The sequence below is a fragment of the Ruania alkalisoli genome (assembly GCF_014960965.1).
Taxonomy (GTDB): domain Bacteria; phylum Actinomycetota; class Actinomycetes; order Actinomycetales; family Beutenbergiaceae; genus Ruania; species Ruania alkalisoli.
On sequence record NZ_CP063169.1, the window covers coordinates 1,565,482 to 1,586,741 of the forward strand.

Genomic DNA, 21,260 nt, shown 5'->3' on the forward strand with positions numbered 1-21,260 from the left:
CACAGCGGCTGCGATCCACCAGTGTAGCGAACGATCCGGGTGTCTCGGGACGCCGCACGATGTGTCTGTGGGCACACCCGGGAGCGGCACTGCTGGTTCTCAGGCGGGCGGTTCCGCCTTGGCAGGGAGCGTGGGGGAGGAGGCGATCAGGGCGGCTGTGCGCTGTGCTGATTTGGAGTCCGGCTGTTTGGAATCGTCGGGGAACAGCACTGCGCGGTAGTAGCGCAACTCGTCGATGCTCTCGGCGATGTCGGCGAGTGCGCGGTGCCCACCATCCTTCTTCGGGGAGTTGAAGTACGCCCGTGGGTACCAGCGCCGCGCCAGCTCCTTGATGGAGGAGACGTCGATGATTCGGTAGTGCAGATGCCCGGTCAGCTCGGGCATGTCGCGCTCCAGGAAGGCTTTGTCGGTGCCGACCGAGTTGCCCGCCAGTGGTGCTTTGCCCGCCTCTGGCACGAACTGCTTGATGTACTCGAGCGTCTGCGACTGCGCGTCGGCCAGCGCAATCCCGTTCGGTAGCTCATCGAGCAGTCCGGAGGTGGTGTGCATGGTGCGCACCACCTCGTTCATCTGCTCGACGGCGCCCGGCGGGGGAGCGATGACTAGGTCCAGACCGGGATCGAGGGTGTGCAACTCGGAGTCGGTCACGAGCACGGCGATCTCGATCAGCGCGTCGTTGTGGAGGTCGAGGCCGGTCATCTCGCAGTCGATCCAGACGATCGGATCGCCGCGGCCAGGGGTCTTGGACGGAGAACTCACGCGCCTCACTGTATCGACCACCGCCGACAGGGGGTCACAGCCGTCGCGAACGCCTCCAAATCGGACTCGTCATCAAACGCATCAAACCGGTTGACCTCCGAGAATCAAACCGGTTAACGTCACCACTAACAGTCCAACGAAGGAGATCCCGAGATGCCGCAGCTGCCGAGCCCGGCGAAACCGACCATCGGTGACGTGGCTGCCAAAGCAGGAGTGACCAAGGCGACCGTCTCGCACGCCTTCAGTGGTCGCCGTCCGATCTCGGAGGCGACCAAGGCTCGCGTGTTCGCCGCGGCCGAGGAACTGCAATGGTTGCCCAGCGCTAGCGCCCGAGCGTTGGCCACCAGTCGCGCTAACGCGATCGGCATCGTGCTGGCGCGGGACCCGGAGATCATCGCCTCCGACACCTTCTTCCCGGCCTTCATCGCTGGGGTCGAGGCCGTGCTGGGCAAGGCAGAAGTAGCCCTCGTCCTTCAAGTGGCTGGTTCCCGGGACGCCGAGGAACGCGCCTACCGTGCGATGGCCAGCGGCCGGGCCGACGGTGTGATCATCCTCGACCTGCATCACGCCGACTGGCGGGTACCGTACGTGCACCAGCTCGGTCTGCACGCCGTGGTGCTCGGCGCCTATGACGACCCCAGCCCGTTCACCTGCGTACGTACTGACGATGCCAGCCCGACCACGGATCTGATCGAGCACCTCCGGTCCCAGGGTCACACCCGGATCGCCCACGTAGCGGGACCGTTGGACTACGTGCACTCCCGCGTGCGCGCCCGGGCCTACCTGTCCGCCGTCGGGAATGCCGACCTGCTCGCCGAAGGTGACTTCGGTGCAGCCAGCGGTCGCGACCGCACCGCCGAACTGCTCGCGCTTCCCGACCCACCCACCGCGATCGTCTACGCCAACGACACGATGGCCATCGCGGGCCTGTCGTACGCGCGCAGCATCGGACTGTCCGTCCCGGACGACCTTGCCGTCGCGGGTTTCGACGACGACCACCTTTCCGCCCATCTATCACCGGCTCTGACCACTGTGGCCACCGACCCCATCGAACGGGGCCGCGTCTGTGCCGAAGCACTGCTCGCCGACATTGCCGGTGAGCCCGCGCGCACCATTCAGCTCGACTGCAACCGGCTCCAACTGCGTGCCAGCACGCAGGTCCACCCCACTCTCCAAGGAGAAGAACGATGAAGTTCACGAAGACTGCGGCACTCGTTGGTGCCGCGACCCTGATGCTCGCCGCCTGTTCCGGCGGCGGCGAAGATTCGGGAGGTGACGGCGGCGGTGCTGCGACCGGCACCGGCCCGATCGAGATCTGGCTGTCCAACAACGAGGCCGAGATCGCCTGGGGCGAGGCCGTGGTGGAGGCGTGGAACGCCGAGAATCCCGACCAGGAGGTCACCGCCCAGGAGATCCCTGCTGGTTCCTCCTCCGAAGAGGCCATCACCGCGGCGATCACCGCCGGCACGGCACCATGCCTGGTGTACAACATCGCCACGGCAGCCGTCTCCGGCTGGGTGCAGCAGGGTGGCCTAGTCGACCTGAGCACCTTCGACGATGGCGCGTCCTACATCGAAGAACGTGGCGGCGACTCCACCGCCGCCTATCAGAGCGATGGCGGCTACTACCAACTGCCGTGGAAGTCCAACCCGGTCATGGTGATGTACAACAAGGATCTGTTCGAACAGGCCGGGCTCGACCCGGAGAACCCGGAGATGAGCACCCACGCGGACTTCCTCGACGGTGCCCGGCAGATCGTCGACTCCGGCGTGGAGTCCGCCATCTGGCCCTCTCCGACGAATGAGTTCTACCAGCCGTGGTTCGACTTCTACCCGCTCTACCTCGCTGAGACCGGCGGCACCCAGCTCGTCGAGGACGGCGCCGCCACCTTCGACAATGAGGCCGGTGCCGCAGTGGCCGACTTCTGGTCCACCATCTACACCGAGGGCCTCGCCCCGCGCGAGGCCGCCACTGATGACGCGATGGTCTCCGGCACCACGGCGATGCAGCTCGCCGGACCGTGGGCAATCGCCTCTTACGGCGACAGCGTGGACGTCGGCTTCATGCCGGTGCCCACCACCGGCGGGAGCGAGGACGTCGTGACCTTCGCCGACTCCAAGAACGTCTCCCTGTTCACTGCCTGCGAGAACCAGGCCACGGCCTGGGAGTTCCTGAAGTTCTCCACCAGTGCGGACTCCGACGGGCAGCTCCTGGAGGCCACCGGGCAGATGCCGATGCGCACCGACCTGGCCGGCACCTACCCGGACTACTTCGAGGCGAACCCGATGTACGCGGCGTTCGCCGATCAGACGGAGCGGGTGGCCGACGTGCCGAGCATCCCGAACTCTGTGGAGGCCTGGCAGGTCTTCCGCGAGTCCTACTCCTCGGCAGTGATCTTCGGCAACACCACCATCGAGGAGTTCCTCTCCGGTTCCGCCGAAGAGATCACCGGGCTCGTGGGCTGACATGGCGGACGTGGCCACACCTCCCGCGCGCACTCCGTCGGGGTCGCGCGCGGGAGGGCCCGACCTTCGTCGACGACTGCGGGTCTTGCTCGGCCGGCACCCGATCGGAACCATCTTTGCGCTGCCGTACATGGTGTTCGTGGCGCTGATCTTCGCCTACCCGCTCGTGTTCGCCTGCTACATCGCCTTCCACGACTACTTCTTCACCGCACCCGGGGTGGAGGTGGAGCGCCCGTTCGTGGGGCTGGCGAACTTCATCGACGTGCTCACCGACCCCCAGGTGCTGGAGTCATTCCGCAACACTGCGGTGTTCCTGGTGATCAACGTGCCGTTGACGGCGGTGGCCGCCCTGGTCCTGGCCAGTGCCCTGAACGCGGGGATCCGTTGGGCGGCCGCGTTCCGGGTGGCGTTCTATGTGCCCTACCTGACGGCGAGCGTCTCGCTGGTGGGCGTGTGGATGCTGCTGTTCTCCTCCGGTGGGCTGGTGAACAGCGTGCTGGGTCCGCTCGCACCGGACCCGTCCTGGCTGGTGAACTCCGCCCTGGCGATGCCGAGCATTGCCCTCTACGTCACCTGGAAGCAGCTCGGCTTCTACATCCTGCTCTACCTCGCCGCCCTGCAGAACATCCCGAGCGAGTTGCACGAGTCCGCCGCCACCGACGGCGCCAGTGCGCTGCAGAGGTTCCGGCACGTGACCATCCCGGGGGTGCGCAATGCCACCACGCTGGTCCTCATCCTGGCGATCATCACCGGGGCGAACCTGTTCACCGAGCCGTACCTGCTCACCAACGGCGGTGGTCCGGACGGTGCCAGCCTCACGCCCGTACTGCTGATCTACCAGAAGGGCATCCAGCAGCAGAACCCGGACACCGCCGCAGCGATGGGCATGATCCTCGTGATCATCGTCGGGCTGCTCTCGCTCACTGCCAACCGCCTCACCAGGGAGAAGTGAGATGACCCGGACCACTGCCTGGTGGCGCTACGCCATTCTCGCCGCTGCCGCCCTCGTCTTCGCGTTCCCGTTCTATTTCATGGTGGTGGGTGCATTCCAGCAGAACCCCACCAACACCCCGGACGAGATGTTCCCGCGAGAGGGGTGGACGCTCGGTAACTTCACCGCGATCGACTCACGGATCGACCTGCTCGGCTCGCTGACGAACTCACTGATCTTCACCGCCGGTGTGCTGCTCGGGACCGTGACCTTCGGCCTACTCGCCGGGTACGCCCTGGCCCGGCTGGACTTCCGCGGCAAGAGCGCCACGTGGGTGCTGATGATGCTCGTGCAGATGGTGCCCTTCCAACTGCTGATGATCCCGTTGTATGTCCAGATCACCCGCAGCTATGGCCTCGGCGACACCTATCTCGGGATGATCCTGCCGTTCTTGATCAACACCACCGCCGTGTTCATCTTCACCCAGTTCTTCAAGGCGTTGCCGAAGGAGATCTTCGAGGCGGCCCGCATCGACGGTGCCTCCGAGTTGCGGATCCTGCGCTCGGTGGCTGTGCCGATGGTGCGGCCCGCACTCGTGACCGTGGTGCTGGTGACGTTCATCGGCCCGTGGAACGAGTTCCTCTGGCCGTTCCTCATCACCAAGGACACCTCACTGCAGCCACTGGCGGTCTCGCTGGCCAACTACATCTCCAATGTGGCCCAGTCCACCGCCAACCCGAACGGGGCAATCCTCGCCGGCGCCACCGCGCTCGCGTTCCCCGTGGTGATCCTCTTCCTGCTGTTCCAGCGCTACTTCACCGCCTCCGACATCGGCGCTGCCGTCAAAGGCTGAAAGGAATCCATGCCTACCGTTCCCGTCACCGATCCCGCCGTCAGCGAACCTGGCATCTTCACCGGGGCCACCTTCCCGCTCGGGCCGTTCACCCCGTACGAGAACAACCCGATCCTGCGCCCCCGTGGGGACTCCTGGGAGTCGGCCAACCTGTACAACCCGGCCGCCCTCGTAGACGGCGATCAGGTGCTGCTGCTCTACCGCGCCCACGCCGACGACATCGTCTCCCATATTGGCCTGGCCAGGAGCTCAGACGGGTACCACTTCGAGCGCGAGGATGCCCCGATCCTCTCCCCGAGCGAGGACTACGAACGCTACGGCTGTGAGGATCCGCGCATCGCCGTCATCGACGGCACTTACTACCTCACCTACACCGGCTGGGACCGCCACAGCGCCCAGCTGTGCCTGGCCACCTCCACCGACCTGCGCACCTGGACCAAGCACGGGCCGCTGTTCGAGGACTTCGACACTTTCGCCACCGTGGATCCTCGCGGGTTCAACTGGTCCAAGGCCGGCGTGATCGTGCCGTTCCAGATGCAGGGCACGTGGTGGATGTACTTCGGCGAAGGTGCGATCTACTGGGCCACCAGCGAGGACCTGATCCACTGGACGCCCGGCACACCCGACGCCGAGCCGATGTACGCGCCCACCCCCGGCTCCTTCGACGCCGACCTCGTGGAGATCGGCACCTCCCCGGTGCTCACCGGCAACGGGCTGCTCGTTTTCCTCACCAACGGCGCCACCCGCACCGTGCACGCCGACGGCCGCGTCGATGTCGACTACCGATGCGGGCAGATCGCCATCGACCCGGACAACCCCACCCGCGTACTCGCCCGGCTACAGGAACCCTGGCTGCGCCCACAGACCTTCGAGGACACCCACGGCCTGGTCTCCAACGTCACCTTCGTGGAGGGCCTGGTGAAGTTCGGCGGCACGTGGTTTGCCTACTACGGCCAGTCCGACACCACACTCGCTGTGGCCGTGCACGATCCCGCCCAGGGCTGGGGTTCCACGGTCACCATCCCCGACGGCGGAGGGTCACGATGAGCGCCTCACGTCGAGCATTCCTGGGGCTCGCTGCCGGCACGACGGCGGCCCTCGCCACTGGTTCCTCTGTTGCCCTGGGTTTCGCCCCAGCTCATGCGACGCCCCTGAGTCCCAGCAGCCTCGGTGGCTCCGCGCGCCTGACAAACCTGGACCACCTGCGCTTCTTGACCGATGAGGTGTCACTGCCTGAACTGGCGCATCACCGCACGTTCGACCAGGGAACGCCCGGCCTCGCCCCGTGGACCTACGCGGACTTCGACGGCCAGACGTTCACCCGCGTCGGCGGCGGCACCCTCGACCCTGCCACCGGGCACTGGACCCAGGGCGCCTATAACGCCGACGACATCGCACGGGCCGCCGTCGTCTTCCTGCGTGACTGGCAAGCCAGCGGTGATCCACGCAGCCGGGACCACGCCGTCGGGACCTTGCGCACCCTCGCCTACCTGCAGAACGACACCGGTCCCGACGCCGGGCGCGTGGTGCTCTGGCAGCAGAGCGACGGCACCCTGAACCCGAGCGCCGAACCCGTGGAGCTTCCGGACCCGTCGGACTCGGCCGAGTCCTACTGGCTCGCCCGCACCGTGTGGGCGTTCGGCGAGGGTTATGCCGTACTCGCCGGCGCGGGACGGCAGTTCGCAGAATTCGTCGAGTTCCTCCGCGGCCGGCTGCACCTGGCTCTGACGGCACTGGGCGAGGAGTCGCTCGCCCGGGTCGGAGACCTGGTGCGAAGTGACGGCGTGGAACTGCCCGACTGGCTCATCGCCGGCGGAGCGGACGCCACCGCGGAGGCCGTGCTCGGGCTGGCCGCCGCGCATGAAGCTGACCCCGATGATGCCGTGGTGGCGGGTGCACTGCGCGAGTACGCCGAGGGCATCGCCCGGATGGGCACCAGCACCGATGCGTGGCCGTTCGGCGCCGTGCTGCCGTGGACCGGCTCGCTCGGGTTCTGGCACGGGTGGGGAGCGGCTGCGCCCGAGGCACTTGCCCGCGCCGGGAGGGTGCTCGGCCGTCCCGACCTGGTGGACGTGGCAGTAGCCGACGCCGGCTCCTTCACCCCACTGCTGCTCGCCACCGGCGGCCCGGTGAACGCCTGGGCACCCACACCGGCCGAGGCGCAGATCGCCTACGGCGTGCACGGGCGGGTGGCCGCTGCGCTCGCAGCCTCGGAGGCAACCGGAGGTCCCGGGCTCGCCGAGGTGGCGGCGCTCGCCGCCGGCTGGTTCTTCGGTGCCAACCCCGCCGGTGCGCAGGTGTACGACCCGGACACCGGAATCACGGTGGACGGGATCGAGCCGGACGGGCGGATCAACCGCAACAGCGGAGCCGAGTCCACCATCCACGCACTGCTCACCACGCTGCTACTGGACGAGCATCCTGAGGTGGCTGCCATCGCACGGTCGATGAGCGGCATCGAGTCCACCCACGGGGTCAGCGTGGTGGAGGCCGAGGCGGCGACGCTGAGCGCCGGGTGCGTGGTGGAACGCCCCGACAGCGGTGCGTGGACCGGAGAGGGCAACCTGTCCGGTGGTGCGTACGTGAGCGTGCCGGCGGGGGAGTGGGTCGAGTTCGAGGTGGATCTTCCGGGTGATGCCGAGCTGCACCCGATCGTCTGGCAGCGTGCCGAGGAGGCGGGCGACGCCCGGTGGGAGGTCGTCGACGGTCCCGTTCTTGGATCCACACCAGCCGGCGGTCTCGGGGATGCCGGGCTGACCGAGGCGCCCGGCGCGCTGCGACCGCTCCCGCTGGAGCGTCCGCTGCCGGCTGGGCGGACGCGGGTGCGATGCACCAGCACCGGCGACCTGCGCCTGGACGGGGTGCTGATTCGCCCCGCGGTGGCCAGCGCCGTGTATCGCACCCAGACCGGGGAAGCGGCGCTCTACGTCAACGCCTCCGACCGCACCCAGCTCATCGACGCACTCGCCGGCGGCACGGGCCGCACCTTCACCATCAGAGGGATCCAGCGCGGGCAGGCTCGTGCCGGACGTCGTGTACGCATCCTCGGTAGAGGATTCGCGATCACCCGGTAGCGCCGCAGGAGCGCACCAGGGCCCCGCAGGAACGAATCCTGCGGGGCCCTGCTGGTCATTCAGCGCATCGACGCCAGCCGCCACCACCGAACGGCTGACGCGGAGGCGCTAGCTGGCTCGGATGAAGTCGGTGTTCTCCTTCTGCTGAGCAACTGTGGTACTGGCAGCAACTGTGCCCGGGGCAGCAACTGTGCCCATGGCAGCAGAAAGGCGGCCGGTGGACCGACCGCCTCGAGTGAGTTGCGCGATGATCTGCCGGATCCTCAGTTCCCGCACGATGCTCCTGCGGTGGGTGAGTTCGGCGAGCCGCTGCCTGTGCTCGAGGCGATGTATCTCGTAGATGACGATCGGGTGCATGAGTGGATCCTGCTTTCGTGGTGGTGTGGACGTACCCGGCCGGGCACGGTGACCACCCTGGCAGGGTGCAGGTCTCCTGGTCACGGCTTTTTCCGCCGTCAGCGATCAGGAGCTTGCGGCCAGCAGCACCGCCACCCATGACCACCCGAGAAGGATGGTCAGCCGCTGCCACAGCCCGGCGTGCGGCGAATCCTGTTCCCACGCCTGGCCGAAGACGAGGAACCCCGCCGTGCTGGCCGCGGCGGCTACCGCCGAGTGCAGCCGGAGCGACCCGCCGCCCAACTCCGGTGTGAGGGCCGCGATCACCGCTGCGATCGGCACCGCCGCGAAGACCACCACGCCGGCACAGTCGTGTAATCGGTGCTGGCGCGAGAACGTCGATGGATCACCCGCAGGAGTGCCTGCCGGATACCCGCGCATCGGATCCATCGTGAACACACCAGACGCGACCAGCGCGAGCCCGAAGACTGCGATCGCCACGGTCAGCAGCACGTTCGCGCCGAGGAGTGCGAGGCTCCCGACGGCGACTCCCGCGCCACAGACGATGAAATTCGCCTTCTGTATCCAGCCCCGTCGCCCCAGGGAAAGCGCGCTCACCGGGTGGTAGCGGGGGCGGTAACCCGGTCGGGTCCACCCGTCGGCGGTGAAGACGATCATGAACAGCACAGCCGCGCTCGCACCGACCCATCCCCAGGCAGTCACCCGTCTACTCCCACCGGAACAGGGCGGCCGCCACCCCGAACCCGACGACGGCGGTCACCGCCATCCCGATCAGGGACGGGGCCTCGACGGGGGCGCCCACCCACGCCGCTCCGAGTCCTTGGACCGCCCCACCGAAGGGCAGGGTCGTACCGATCGTCGCCAACGGGTCGGGCAGAGTCGTCATTCCGCCGAACAGGCCACCCAGCGCGCCGACGGCGAAGAAGGCCACCAGCCCGATCGCCACCGCTGAGTTCGGCGTCGGGGCGAGTGCGGCCACCATCATCCCGATCCCGTACATCGCCAGGCTCGCCAGGGCGAACACACCGACCGCGACCCCGAGATCCTCGGGTGGTCCAGCTCCGAAACCCACGACGGCCACCGCGAGCGCCAAGGTGAGGCCCAGGAGTGCCTGCAGGATGCTCACCACTGCTTGCGCCACCAGCACGAGCGCTGGAGATGCCGGGGTGACCGCCAACCTCCGCAGGATGCCCGTGCGCCGATAGTAGGCGAGGAAGCTGGGCATGTTCACGATCGCGATCATCGCGATCACGATCGTCAGCGCCAGCGGCAGCACGAACACCTCCAGTGCCGTGCGCCCGTTCTGTACGACCCGCGTGCTGGCGCTCGAGGCGCTCATCAGCAGGATCAGCAGCGGCAGTCCGAGCGGCACGATCAGGCCCGCGGTGTCGCGCGCGACCATCTTGGCCTCACACACCACCAGCGTGCGCCAGGCGCGCAGACCGGGACGTCGAGCCTGGATCTCGGCGGTCATGGGATCTCCTCCGGTTCCTGCCCTGTGAGGGTCACGAAAGCCTCATCGAGAGAGGAGGCCCCCACTCGATCGGTCAGCCCGCTCGGCGTGTCGAGCGCTGTCACCTGCCCAGCCGCGAACAGGGCCACCCGGTCGCAGAGGGCCTCCACCTCCTCCATGGCATGACTGACCAGCAGCACCGTCGCACCGCTGGACCGCAGGTTCTCGACCGTCCGCCACATCTCACGCCTGGCGCGGGGATCCAGCCCTGTGGTCAGCTCGTCCAGAATGACCACTCGTGGCCTCCCGACCAGTGCGAGCGCGATGGAGAGCCGCTGCTGCTGCCCGCCGGAGAGTTTCTCGAACCGAGTGGTGACCTGCTCGGTCAGGCCGACCTGCTCGATCAATTCGCCAGTGGGCACCGGGTGGGGGTACAGGCTCGCATACAGGTCGACCAGCTCGGTGACGGTCAGAGACCCGTGCAGTTCCGACGACTGCAGCTGGACGCCCAGTACCTGGCGGACCTTTCCACGGTCTGCCTCGGGGTCCAGTCCGAGCACGCGAACCGTCCCCTGATCGGGTCGGCGCAGTCCGGCGATCATCTCCACCGTGGTGGTCTTGCCGGCCCCGTTGGTCCCGAGGATGCCGAGTACCTCGCCACGGTGGACGCTCAGACTGATCCCAGCCACCGCCTCGGTGCTGCCGTAGCGTTTTCGTAGATCGATCGCCTCGATCGCTAGATCGTGAGAAGCCATATCTCGACGCTAGGCAACCGGGCGCTCGTGCACAGGTGCCGGTGGTCACCACCTCGACCCATGACTTCTGGCACGGGCGCCATCTACGGGCGGGCCCGTACGCTGATGGGATGCGGCGGATGGGGTCGGACGAGTGGGCGGGCTTGGTGATGCTCGCGGTCGCCGTCGGCGTCTCGCTCCCGGCGCTGCTCGGTCTCGTGCCCACCGAGATCGGCCGCGGCCCGTGGATCGCCGTGCTGAGCGTGTTCGTGGTGTGTCTCCTGCTGGCGGTCCTCGCCGACGGCCGTCGAAGCCGGTATGCCGCGCTCGCCGGAGCGGTGCTCAGCTCGTGGGCGCTCGTGCTGACCGTCCACGTCTCGGGGCTCCTGCCCGTGATCCTCGTGGTGATGGCAGCCGTCAGTGCCTACCTGGTGTCGGTCCGGGCAGTCGCAGGAATTGTGGCAGCGAACACCGTGGTGCTCTGGCTCGCCCATCTACCGGTGGAGACATTCGCCGAGCCCCTTGTCTTCGCCGAGCCCCTTGTCATGGTTGGTTTCTACCTGCTGATCCAGGTGGCCTCGGTGCTCAGCTCCCTCGCTCTCATCCGAGAGCAGCGGATGCGTCGCGACCTAGCCCGCGCGCACGTCGAACTGCAGGCTGCCAGCGTGCTGATAGAGCAGTCGGCCCGGTCCGCGGAGCGGTTGCGGATATCGCGGGACCTGCACGACCTCATCGGGCACCAGCTGACCGTGCTGACCCTCGAGCTGGAGGCCGCCCGCCACCGGGGCGCAGAACATGGGCGTGACCATATCGACCGCGCGGATCGGGTGGCGCGGGACCTTCTCGCTGACGTGCGGCACACCGTCTCGGAGCTGCGGGCGACCCCCGCCGACCTGACGGAGGCGGTGCGGCGCGTTGTCGAGGACATTCCCGGGTTGGAGGTCGAACTCGACATGGAGCCGGTGGTGAGCCTCGACGAGGAGAGAAGCGCTGTGGTCCTGCGCGCAGTGCAGGAGATCGTCACCAACACCCTCCGGCACGCCGAGGCCCGCACCCTGTCCATCCACGTCGCTCAGGACGGGCAGGAGGTGGTCGTCACCGGATCCGACGACGGCCGCGGGGGCGAGCGGCCCACCTGGGGAAACGGACTGCGCGGGATGTCCGAACGACTGACTGACCTCGGCGGCCGTCTCGATATTGATGGTCGTGGCGGATTCACCGTCATCGTCCGGGTCCCGGCGATATGACACGCGTGGTCGTGGTCGATGACCAGGCGCTGGTACGCCAAGGCATCCGTACGTTGCTGACCATTGCCGAGGTCGACGTTGTCGGGGAGGCCGACGACGGAGAACGTGCTGTGGTGGTCGTGGCCGAGACGGCACCCGACGTGGTGCTGCTCGACCTGCGGATGCCCGGCAGGGACGGTATATGGGTGCTGGAGCAGCTGCAGGAACGCGGTCTGGACGTGCCGGTGCTGGTGTTGACCACCTTCGACGACGACGCCCTGGTGCTCCAGGCTCTCGGAGCCGGGGCGCGCGGCTATCTGCTCAAGGACGTCACCGTCGACCAGCTCACCCGTGCGGTGCGCACGTTGGCTGACGGCGGCACGCTGGTCTCCCCATCACTCACCGACCGCCTGTTGCGGGCCATCCGTTCCGGACCCGTGCCGGGCGGAGCCAGAAGTGCGGTCCTCGAGGACCTCACCCCGCGCGAACAGGAGGTCTTGCGGCTGGTGGCTGAGGGGCACAGCAACCGTCAGATCGCGCAGACGCTTCACCTGGCCGAGGGAACGGTGAAGAACCACGTCTCGACCGTGCTGGTCAAACTCGGGGCCAGAGACCGCACGAACGCCGTCCTGCGGGCTCTGCACCACGGCCTCCTTGGTTAGTCCTCCGGCGGTGTGCGGTCCTCGCCGTGCACCCCGTCCCACCAGTCCAGGACCCGGCGGGCGTGGAACGTCAACCACTTCGATGGTTCGCCGGCCGGCACGTCGACCTCGAACCACACACGGCCCGGGTGGCGGCCGGCTTGCAGCCAGGTGCCGTCCGGCTGCTCGGCCGCCCGGATCATCTCGATCGCCTGACCCATCCGCGGATCAGGAGCGCTCTCGTCGGCCAGGCAAGCGGCCCGGAAGTAGCCTGCCGCCCGCAGCACCGAGTAGGACCACCGGAATGGGAAACGGAACTCGGTGACCCAGTCGCCCACGGTCTCGCCGGTTCCACGCTTGCGGAACAGCTCCCGCTCGAGCAGGTACTCCTCGGCTGTCCGTCGAGCGGCGCGGATCTCATCGGTGCCGCCGGTGATGAGCTCCCAGTCGAGGATCCCGAAGAGGCTGTTGAGGGTGGAGTGGAACGAGGACCGTGTCGAGCCCTCCACCCACTCACAGTTCCACCCACCGTCTGGCAGCTGGTGGGTCACGAACCACTCCGCGATCCCGGTGACCTCGGCACCGAGCCAGGCGCCGTTGGCGAGTGTGTAGCCGTTGATACAGGCGTCCACCTCACCGCCCCAGTAGGGCAGGTCGTCGTACTCCCAGCGGCTGTTGGCCGCGAGTTTGTCGGCCGTTCCGGCGATCGCCGACGGCGGAGCTCCCCACTCCCGCAACGCGTTCAGGCTCCAGGTGGTCGCCGTCCACGGCTGACCTTCCTGGTGGAAGAGGTCCTCTGAGAAGTCGGACGGGAAGTACGCGCCACCGGCCCACTGGCCGTCGAGATCCTGCGCGGCTAGCAGGCGAGCACCGAAGCCCTCGGTCACCACCCGCTCCCGGGTGGCGCCCCACACATGCTCGGGCTCGTGCATCAGATCCCGCTCAACCTGCCAACGCAACGCAGGATCGGAGTCCAGGAGCCAACTGAGCAGAGACGACGCCGTCATGTCAGCCAGCGTACTCAGCCCACCCCGGGAGTGGGGAGGGCAGAGCGCGCTGGCCCCGCGACGTCAGGACTTGCGGTTGTAGATGAACATCGAGATCGGTCCGAACACGGCGACCAGCACCACGCAGTAGATCAGCACAGTCATCATCGAGCCCACGTCGTAGATGCCCGACATCAGTTCGCGCACCGAGGTGACCACGACTGAGACCGGGTTGACGTCGACCGCGGCCTCGAGCCAGCTCGGCATGGTCGTCGGGTTGACGAAGATGTTCGAGGCGAACGTCAACGGCATCAGGATGAACATCGAGATCCCCATCGCTGCCTGCTCGCTGCGCACCGCGAGTGAGACCACGGTCCAGATCCAGGAGACGCTGAAAGAGAACACCAACAACATCAGGAACGCTGCCAGCACACCGAGCAGACCGCCCTCGGGCCGGAAACCCATCACGAAGCCAACGATCAGGATGATCGCGCCGGCGAGGGTGTAACGCACCTGGTCGCCGAGCAGCGCGCCGACGAGCTGAGCCGGTCGCCAGGTCGGCAGGGAGCGGAACCGGTCGAAGACGCCCTTGGAGATGTCCTTGTTCAGTGTCAACCCGGTGTACATCGTGATCATGATCAGTGTCTGCACGAAGATGCCCGGGATGAGCCACTGCACGTACTGATCCACCGACCCGGCGAGCGCACCGCCGAAGATGTACGTGAACATCACTGTCATCATGATCGGGAAGATCGTGACGTCGAAGAGCTGTTCGGGGACGTGCTTGATCTTCAGCAGCGCCCGCCAGCCATAGGTGAGCGACGCGCTGACCGGCCCGGACCGATGCGGTCGGTCCTGCTTGCTGACGAGGATCTTGCGGATCCGTTCCGGTTCGGCCGTCGTGGTAGGAACCTGCGGCTGTGTGGTCGTGGTCATCAGGCACTCACCTTCTGCTCGTCTGCAGCGTTCCCGGTGGTCTCGGACTCGGCAGGTTGCCCGGTGAGGGCGAGGAACACCTCGTCCAGGCTCGGGTGCCCGAGCGCGAACGTCTCGATCTCGATGTCGGAGCTCTCGAGCGCATGCAGCGCTTCAGCGGCCCGGGAGCCAGCGTCCAGCCGCAGCAGGAGAGCAGACGGGTCGGATTCGCGGGTGACCTCGGCGTCGATACTGGATGCCAGGATCTCAGCCGCATGCTCACGCTGAGCAGGATCTGCCACGCGCACTTTCAGGGCACCTGAGCCGACCTGTGCCTTGAGTTGGCCGGGCGTGCCCTCTGCGATCACCCGGCCGTGGTCGATCACAGCCAACCGGTCGGCGAGCTGGTCGGCTTCTTCCAGGTACTGCGTGGTCAACAACACGGTGGTTCCGGCAGCCACCAGCGTGCGGATGATGTCCCAGACCTGGTTGCGACTGCGCGGATCGATCCCGGTCGTTGGTTCATCGAGGAACATCAGCTCGGGCGTGACAAGCAGGGAGCCGGCGATGTCGAGCCGGCGGCGCATCCCGCCTGAGTACTTCTTCACCTGCCGAGTGGCGGCATCGGCGAGGCCGAAAGCCTCCAGTAGATCGAGCCCGCGGCGGCGAGCCGCGCGGGCGGAGAATCCGAGCAGCCTGCCCAGCAGCACCAGGTTCTCGATCCCTGTGAGGTCTTCGTCCAACGAGGCAAACTGCCCGGTGAGAGCGATCTTCTCCCGGATGGTTGCCCCTTCGGTGAACACGTCATGTCCGAGCACGCTCGCTCGGCCGGCGTCGGGCCGTAGGAGGGTGGCGAGCATGCGGATGGCGGTCGTCTTGCCGGCGCCGTTGGGGCCGAGGACCCCGTAGACCCCGCCGCGCGGGATCGACAGGTCCACTCCGTCCACGGCGATATTGTCGCCGAACTTCTTCACCAGACCCTCGGTCTGGATGGCCAGGTCGTGTGAGCTCACGCAGGGATCCCTTCCAGTACGTGACCAGTGGGCGCGCCATCGAGACGGTTACAGAACTCGGGCGCGCACCATCGCGGTCTTCTGACTCTATGGTCTGACGGAACAGGCGCTCCGTCCAGGGTTTTCTGACGTCGATTCAGCATGAGCCGGACTCTAGGGGTGAGCACCGACATCGACCTCGGAGCCGGTCGCGCCCCAGCGATCGCCGGTCAGGGTCCGCTCGAATCTACGTACGGCCATCGAATCCAACTGCAGCTTCCGTTGGCTGGATTCGCGCGCAAGAGATGGATTCGAATGCGCTCGCGGTGCCTCAGCGCTAGCGCGCCTCGGTGCCCCCGGCAGGGCCGTCGCTGCGCTCCTCCTCGTCCTGCGGGCGCACAGCTCCTTCGTCGCTGGTGCCCCCGGCAGGACTCGAACCTGCAACCTACGGAGTATCACTCATCACCTACTTGGTGACCCCAACTGTTCCCTGTTTGGCCTGACACGGCGCCGATTGCTTCCTCCACGCTACCGCCGTCTGGTGGTCGATCGTCACCAATTTGGGGGATAAATTGGTGACAGCCTCTGCTGGTAGGTTGGGGCACGTTCTGGGAGGAACCGCCGGCACTGCAAGTCACTACGGGGCGCTGTGAGCGCCTGGAACGGACTCCACCCATGGACACCTGCCCCAACCCTCCCCAGAACCCACAGAGCCCAGCAGACGCCTTCCTGGAGTACCTGGAGGAACTCGGCGTAGACGTTGACGACTTGCTGGAGTACCTGGTGGAACTCGACTGCATCGCCGTCACCCACCACCCCGGCTACGTGCGCTGTGCTGCATGGGCCACCAGGGATGAAGTGCTCGATGCAGTGGACGCCTTGAACGCCAACGGCACTCCACCCGCAGCAGTGGCCACCTGCCCTGACACAGGGGCACTGGTGCTCGGATACGCACTGTAGTTACTGGCCTACGGAAGGCTCGATAGGTGGGCCGGTGTTGGTGCCCGGTCCGGTGCTCAACGCTCCGGCGACGTACTGAGTTGTGTACGCCCTGGAGTAAAGGCGGGGGTATGACCCGCGCGCGCAAGATCTCCCTGACCGCCTGTGTATAGCGGTCGTCTTCCTGCCACCTTCGCGGGGGTCGATGAACAGCACAGCGCCCCACCTACCGCAAGGGGCAGATGGGGCGCTGTGGGCCGCTTGCTAGGGACTACTTCCGCGATTGGCAGCCGTCGTGACAGACGGCCAGGTTCTCCATGGTGTGCGAACCGCCTTCGCTCACCGGCACCACGTGATCAAACGTGAGTAAGTCCGGGCCACGCTCACCGATCCGACGCACCGGCTCATCGCAGACATGGCAGATGCCGCGATCCCGAGCCAGCACGGCGCGTAGGTTCACTTGCTCCACGATGCCGCCCCTGGCGCGCACACGCGCTGCGCCCTTGGCCGCGCTCACCCGCAGTACCTGGTCCCGCTTCAGGCACTCCGGGTTCTGGCAGCGTGACCGTGCCCCTCGCTTCAGCGGATACAGGTTGCCGCAGAGCATGCAGTTGCCGTGCCAGTCCAGATCCTGCCGGAACTGGTACCGCCGCTTCCTGGACTCTGCGTAGCACTGTTTGGTGCAGTAGCGCTGGGTGCTACGTGCGATGCGGAACGTCTCGCCGCAGATAGCGCAGTCGGTCACCATCACCTTCATGGTTCAGTCGCTGACCGTGGCCCGTGCGGACAGCTCGACCGGTACGCGCACCACGTCGCGACTGGTTGGCATGCCGTCATGGGTGATGTTGCACGATCCTGCCTGGCCGGCGCTCGCGGCATGGACGTATCCGATACCGGGGATCAGGCGGCCAACGTGGGACTCCATCACCGCTGCCACGGTGGCCTGTACGCCCTGCACGCTGGGAACCTGGCGCGTGATGTAGGCGCTGCCCCGGTAGGTGCACTCCATCTGCCCATCACGGACCGTGACAGAGTGCTGCACCTCGGACATACGAGCACCGCCAATCTCGCCTTCCAGAGCGCGACTGAGCGCCTTCCAGCGGTAGGCGTGTGGCTCACCCACCAGTAGCGGGGCAGTAGTGGCGGTGCGAACCTCGGCACGCATGCTGGTGTGGACGGCACCCATCGAAAGGTGCCTGGAGCGCTGCCCCGGCTTGATGGACAGCACCGAGCCGTGCCCACCAAGCAGAGGCTGCTGCCAGGTCGGAGAGGGCACCTGCCGCAGGTAGTCGATGCCGTCCCCAACGGGATTGATTGACGTGATAGACAGCCGCACGGTGGAGAAGCCTTCGGTGCGCTTGTGGACTGGCGGCTCTACCTGGCGGACCGTGAGGACAGGCTCAGTGGTCACGCCAGGCACCTGCCCCGGCTCCAGCACCTTCACTGGCACACTCAGAGCGTCAGCGAGGGCATCGGCTGCGATGTGCAGTGGGTCAATGGCGGTAGCAGTGGTGGTGGTGGTCATCGGTCCGCCTTCGCCTGGTCGGTAACTGTGGCTGCGAGGGACTCCAGCAGTGCGTGGGTGTCGATAGGCATGATCGCCTCGCCATCCACGATCAGCCGTTCCTGCCTATTGCGCCGGTCGTAGGCAGATCCGCTCTTACCTCGCTGCTGGACATATACCGGCCAGTCCTGAGTGACATTCCCTAGCGTGAGCCCAGCGTCCCGTGCCTGCGACTGGAGGTCGGTAATCCCCGCATTCCAGGCGCGTGCAGCAGCAACGGCGGAACGGGCGGCAGCAGCCATTGCCTCGCGCGCTTCCTGGAGGCGTGAGCCAATCTCGGAATCTTCCCCACCTTCTGGCAGGTTGGCTGTCACAGTTGCCGCCGTGTGGACTGCGAGCGCCATTCGGTATGATTCTTCCGCTTGCTGTAGGCGAGCCTTCGCAGGCTCTACCAGTAGCAGCGCCCGACGCTTTTCGTCATCCGCCTTCGCTAGATCCTCAGCGGAAATGGAGCGATCGTTGGCCGTGAGCCGTCGCTCATACTCAGCAGCCTTTGCGGAGGCTGTTTCAGCCGCAGTCTCAGCCCTAGTGGCCTGAGCCCTTGCGGTAGTCAGTTCGGTTCTTGCCTTCGTCAGTTCTTCAGTCATGTTCTTCCTTCCAGTAGTTCATGAGAGCACTCAGCGGTAAGTTGCTAAGTTGCAGCCAGCTCGGACTTCCCCTCGACTTCGTCTCGGTCCGATCCTCGCCGGTGGCTTTGATCCAGCGAGAGGACTATTCCCTCGTTGGGGGCCAGAGGCCCCACAAAGGGAGACAGGGCTCTTTGGGCTTAGCCCTATTGGGCTGTCTGGGGGCCAGAGGCCCCACCTAGAGCAAATCTCTCTCGGTGGACTCAGTACCTGGCGCTGGCGGTGCGACGCGGAGCGGAGCAAGTGAGCCAGCGCTGGTTGCCAAGTCGCCTATTGCATGGTCGCTCAGCAGTCGCTTCGCTCGCTTCGCTTATATAGGAAACGTCGCATCCCTGTGTTTCCAACGGTTCTGAGAGGTTACGGTGCCGTAGGTTAGGCCCGAAACGTCGCACTCTAGGCCGCTGTCGATGCCACGGCATCACGAGCGCGCCTTGCAGCATTGCGGCAAGTGCTCCCGCAGTACCTGGCATCACGTCTTGTGCTCTGCAATTGGCGTTGGCACACCTCGCAGGGCCGTTCTCCGGTCCGTTCCGCTGCCGCCTGCCACGAGACCGAAAGCATATGCCGCAGACGCGCCCTCGTCGCTTCCAGGTTGCCGTCTCGATTGAGCACCCATCTGCCGCTGCCGTTCTGCACGAGCACCGGAGAATCGTTGGCACGAAACATTGCACCAGGATCCTGGCAGCCGCCAAGCTCGCCAGGGACCAGGTGCCGTTCATACGCGGTCCTCGATCCGAACTGCGCAGTGCGACCAGCCGCTAGGCAGGCGTCGCACGCGACGGCTCTAGGTCCACTCATGCAGTGGCCACAATCGTTGACTCCAGCCATGCATCTGCATCGCTCTGGCGGTAGCGGACAACCTTTCCACGCTTCGCAAACGCTGGCCCTGTGCCGCTGCTTCTCCAATTGGCGAGCGTCTGGCGGCTCACTCCGAGGTAGTCGCCAAGTTCGGCCGGCGTGAGCCAGTAATTCTTTGTCGTCATGAAGGTTCGACCCCTTTCACATAAGGGAGTCGGAACCGTTCACGCACGCGCTGGCTTAGCGAAGGCCCCGACTCCATTGCCGGTTGAATGCGGAACGGCACAGCAGACCGTTCCATCCTTCACTAGCCTCTTGGGCCACGTAACCGGGGGCGTGACGTCCCGGTCCCGTGCTCTGCGCTTCCTGACCCCTCGCGCTGAGTTCAAGCCTTGCCAGTAGGTTTGGAACTGGGTGTTCCGTTGCGGGCACTTTCGGTGCCGTACCTTGGCGCTTCAATTCCCTATTGTACGAGTAGGTACCGCAACCCGCGCAAGCGTGACTATTTGGCACCAATTATGCTACCGTGCAGGCATGGCTAGAGCAGCGACCCCCGTAGGCGAGATTGGCAAGATCACCGCCACCCACCAGGTGCACCGTGATGGAGCTTGGCGCAACCTGACCGGCGATGAGAGGCCGTCCAAGGGAGAGAAGCACCGTTGGCGTGCACGTGCCCGCTACCGCGAGTCGATCAACGCCTACCGGGCCATGGAGCGCTACGCCGACACGAAGGCGAAGGCAGAGCGCCAGTTGCGCGATGCAGTGCGTGACCAGTCAGAGCATGCCGCACGCACACAGGGACGTGCCGACCAGCCGCTAGGCGACGCTGCCGCTGCCTGGCGCTCGCAGATGGAGCAGCGCAAGGATCTATCCGATAAGAGTAAGCGGGTTTACCGCGACGCCTGCACACGCTTCATCGAGTCCAACTCGGAGGTGAACCGCCTCGCACTGGTAGAGGTCGATCTGGTGGAGGTCACGCGCTTCCTGATGCACGTTGCAGAGCGCCACGGCTCTGGCTCAGCCAAGACGGCACGGTCGGTCCTCTCAGGCGTGCTGGAGGAAGCGGTACAGGCTGGCGCGCTGCCTATGAACGTGGCCCGTGGCGCTCGCATCCCCAAGATGAAGCGTGACGTGGACGCAGACGGCGTGAGCGAGGATCGGGCCATGCTGCTGGAGTCGCTAGGCGTGCCCCGTCGTGAGTGGACACGGGACACGGACCGGGCCATGACCAGGGAGCAACGCGACCAGGTGTGTGCGTTCGTTACCTATGACGAGATGGCTCGGACCCGAGACGTTGCGGACCTGGTGCAGTTCCTTGCCGGTACGGGCGTGAGGATCAACGAAGCACTCGCGCTGCGCTGGCAGGACGTAGACCTGACCGCGGACTCCGGCACAGCGTTTATCCGTGGCACCAAGACGGAGCGCTCACAGCGCCTGCTGCACCTGCCTACGTGGCTGGTGGACGTGCTGCGACAGCGCCAGGCAGAGCGTGGCAGCCGTGGCTACGTGTTCGGCTCACCGCACAAGGGGGACCTGCATCGCCGTGACGGTAGTGCAGTAGACAAAGCACTGCGCTCCATCCTGGACCGTGCAGGCTACCCATGGGCCACAGCGCACACGTTCCGCCGTACCGTCGCCACGCTGCTGGTGGATGCAGGACTGTCCGTGGCAGATGCTGCTGACCAGTTGGGGCACGAGGACACCAGCATGACGATGCGCGAGTACCTCGGTCGCGGTAGGGGCAGGCGCGATGTTGCAGACGCCCTGTAGGAGAGGGCACGTGCAGCCAATTTGGGGGATAAATTGGTGATCGAGCACCGCTGTACCGAGGAATCGTTGCAATGGTGCCCCCGGCAGGACTCGAACCTGCAACCTACGGATTAGAAGGCCGTTGCTCTATCCATTGAGCTACGAGGGCGTCCGCCTAGGATATCGAGGTACGGGGTC

Annotated in this window: 22 protein-coding genes and 1 tRNA gene; 10 read left to right on the forward strand and 13 right to left on the reverse strand. The window is 66.4% G+C overall.

Features of this window, described 5'->3' with window-relative positions; genetic code table 11:
* Positions 1–99 precede the first annotated feature (99 nt).
* Positions 100–759, reverse strand: a complete 660-nt coding sequence (gene orn / locus IM660_RS06750) for an oligoribonuclease (protein WP_281389305.1) — start codon at positions 757–759, stop codon at positions 100–102.
* 153 nt (positions 760–912) lie between these two features.
* On the opposite strand from orn, the gene IM660_RS06755 reads away from it, so the two are divergent.
* From IM660_RS06755 to IM660_RS06780, 6 genes are read left to right on the forward strand one after another with little or no spacing between them, the layout of a single operon-like run.
* Positions 913–1,950, forward strand: a complete 1,038-nt coding sequence (locus IM660_RS06755) for a LacI family DNA-binding transcriptional regulator (RefSeq protein ID WP_193498593.1) — start codon at positions 913–915, stop codon at positions 1,948–1,950.
* Positions 1,947–3,224, forward strand: a complete 1,278-nt coding sequence (locus tag IM660_RS06760) for an extracellular solute-binding protein (RefSeq protein WP_193498594.1) — start codon at positions 1,947–1,949, stop codon at positions 3,222–3,224. The genes IM660_RS06755 and IM660_RS06760 overlap by 4 nt, the downstream gene beginning before the upstream one ends.
* 1 nt (position 3,225) lies before the next feature.
* A complete protein-coding gene (locus IM660_RS06765; RefSeq protein WP_193498595.1) occupies positions 3,226–4,176 on the forward strand; it encodes a carbohydrate ABC transporter permease in 951 nt (316 codons plus the stop codon).
* A 1-nt stretch (position 4,177) separates the two neighbouring features.
* Positions 4,178–5,008 carry a carbohydrate ABC transporter permease gene (locus tag IM660_RS06770; protein ID WP_193498596.1) on the forward strand — a complete coding sequence of 277 codons (831 nt, stop codon included), beginning with the start codon at positions 4,178–4,180 and terminating at the stop codon, positions 5,006–5,008.
* Between the two features lie 9 nt (positions 5,009–5,017).
* Positions 5,018–6,055: a glycoside hydrolase family 130 protein gene (locus IM660_RS06775; protein ID WP_246465189.1), complete on the forward strand. Its 1,038-nt coding sequence runs from the start codon at positions 5,018–5,020 to the stop codon at positions 6,053–6,055.
* Positions 6,052–8,082: a hypothetical protein gene (locus IM660_RS06780; RefSeq protein ID WP_193498597.1), complete on the forward strand. Its 2,031-nt coding sequence runs from the start codon at positions 6,052–6,054 to the stop codon at positions 8,080–8,082. Before IM660_RS06775 ends, IM660_RS06780 begins: the two co-directional genes overlap by 4 nt.
* Before the next feature lie 108 nt (positions 8,083–8,190).
* Here the strand turns inward: IM660_RS06780 and IM660_RS06785 are convergent, their stop codons facing one another.
* From IM660_RS06785 to IM660_RS06800, 4 genes are all read right to left on the reverse strand, one after another.
* Complete coding sequence (locus tag IM660_RS06785) at positions 8,191–8,439, reverse strand: hypothetical protein (RefSeq protein ID WP_193498598.1); 249 nt, start codon at positions 8,437–8,439, stop codon at positions 8,191–8,193.
* A gap of 105 nt (positions 8,440–8,544) precedes the next feature.
* On the reverse strand, positions 8,545–9,141 hold the full coding sequence (locus IM660_RS06790; protein WP_210769090.1) for a DUF998 domain-containing protein: 597 nt from the start codon (positions 9,139–9,141) through the stop codon (positions 8,545–8,547).
* A gap of 4 nt (positions 9,142–9,145) precedes the next feature.
* Positions 9,146–9,913: an ABC transporter permease gene (locus IM660_RS06795; RefSeq protein ID WP_193498599.1), complete on the reverse strand. Its 768-nt coding sequence runs from the start codon at positions 9,911–9,913 to the stop codon at positions 9,146–9,148.
* Complete coding sequence (locus IM660_RS06800; RefSeq protein ID WP_193498600.1) at positions 9,910–10,647, reverse strand: ABC transporter ATP-binding protein; 738 nt, start codon at positions 10,645–10,647, stop codon at positions 9,910–9,912. Before IM660_RS06800 ends, IM660_RS06795 begins: the two co-directional genes overlap by 4 nt.
* Before the next feature lie 41 nt (positions 10,648–10,688).
* Here IM660_RS06800 and IM660_RS06805 point away from each other — a divergent pair, with 41 nt between their 5' ends.
* Positions 10,689–11,873, forward strand: a complete 1,185-nt coding sequence (locus tag IM660_RS06805) for a sensor histidine kinase (RefSeq protein ID WP_246465190.1) — start codon at positions 10,689–10,691, stop codon at positions 11,871–11,873.
* Positions 11,870–12,514, forward strand: coding sequence for a response regulator (locus IM660_RS06810; RefSeq protein WP_193498601.1), 645 nt, complete (start codon positions 11,870–11,872; stop codon positions 12,512–12,514). Before IM660_RS06805 ends, IM660_RS06810 begins: the two co-directional genes overlap by 4 nt.
* Here IM660_RS06810 and IM660_RS06815 read toward each other — a convergent pair.
* The 3 genes from IM660_RS06815 to IM660_RS06825 all read right to left on the reverse strand — a co-directional run bounded on the left by IM660_RS06815 (position 12,511) and on the right by IM660_RS06825 (position 15,407).
* Complete coding sequence (locus IM660_RS06815; protein WP_193498602.1) at positions 12,511–13,500, reverse strand: squalene cyclase; 990 nt, start codon at positions 13,498–13,500, stop codon at positions 12,511–12,513. The two genes, IM660_RS06810 and IM660_RS06815, sit on opposite strands and share 4 nt — an antisense overlap.
* Positions 13,501–13,563: 63 nt before the next feature.
* Positions 13,564–14,415 (reverse strand): ABC transporter permease, encoded by an 852-nt coding sequence (locus IM660_RS06820; RefSeq protein WP_193498603.1) that lies wholly within the window; start codon positions 14,413–14,415, stop codon positions 13,564–13,566.
* Positions 14,415–15,407: an ATP-binding cassette domain-containing protein gene (locus IM660_RS06825; RefSeq protein WP_246465191.1), complete on the reverse strand. Its 993-nt coding sequence runs from the start codon at positions 15,405–15,407 to the stop codon at positions 14,415–14,417. Before IM660_RS06825 ends, IM660_RS06820 begins: the two co-directional genes overlap by 1 nt.
* Positions 15,408–16,061: 654 nt before the next feature.
* Between IM660_RS06825 and IM660_RS06830 the strand changes: the two genes are divergently transcribed.
* Positions 16,062–16,346 carry a heme oxygenase-like domain-containing protein gene (locus IM660_RS06830; protein ID WP_193498604.1) on the forward strand — a complete coding sequence of 95 codons (285 nt, stop codon included), beginning with the start codon at positions 16,062–16,064 and terminating at the stop codon, positions 16,344–16,346.
* Positions 16,347–16,596: 250 nt separating this feature from the next.
* On the opposite strand, the gene IM660_RS06835 is transcribed toward IM660_RS06830, so the two are convergent.
* The 4 genes from IM660_RS06835 to IM660_RS06850 form a co-directional block, all read right to left on the reverse strand.
* Positions 16,597–17,070 carry an HNH endonuclease gene (locus IM660_RS06835; RefSeq protein WP_193498605.1) on the reverse strand — a complete coding sequence of 158 codons (474 nt, stop codon included), beginning with the start codon at positions 17,068–17,070 and terminating at the stop codon, positions 16,597–16,599.
* 15 nt (positions 17,071–17,085) lie between these two features.
* On the reverse strand, positions 17,086–17,850 hold the full coding sequence (locus IM660_RS06840) for a hypothetical protein (RefSeq protein WP_193498606.1): 765 nt from the start codon (positions 17,848–17,850) through the stop codon (positions 17,086–17,088).
* The gene (locus tag IM660_RS06845) at positions 17,847–18,476 is read right to left on the reverse strand and encodes a hypothetical protein (RefSeq protein ID WP_193498607.1); all 630 of its coding nucleotides are present in this window, start codon (positions 18,474–18,476) and stop codon (positions 17,847–17,849) included. Before IM660_RS06845 ends, IM660_RS06840 begins: the two co-directional genes overlap by 4 nt.
* Before the next feature lie 833 nt (positions 18,477–19,309).
* On the reverse strand, positions 19,310–19,498 hold the full coding sequence (locus IM660_RS06850; RefSeq protein ID WP_193498608.1) for a helix-turn-helix domain-containing protein: 189 nt from the start codon (positions 19,496–19,498) through the stop codon (positions 19,310–19,312).
* 349 nt (positions 19,499–19,847) lie between these two features.
* Between IM660_RS06850 and IM660_RS06855 the strand changes: the two genes are divergently transcribed.
* Positions 19,848–21,083, forward strand: coding sequence for a tyrosine-type recombinase/integrase (locus tag IM660_RS06855; protein ID WP_193498609.1), 1,236 nt, complete (start codon positions 19,848–19,850; stop codon positions 21,081–21,083).
* A 72-nt stretch (positions 21,084–21,155) separates the two neighbouring features.
* Here IM660_RS06855 and IM660_RS06860 read toward each other — a convergent pair.
* Positions 21,156–21,231, reverse strand: a tRNA-Arg gene (locus IM660_RS06860).
* Positions 21,232–21,260: the final 29 nt, after the last annotated feature.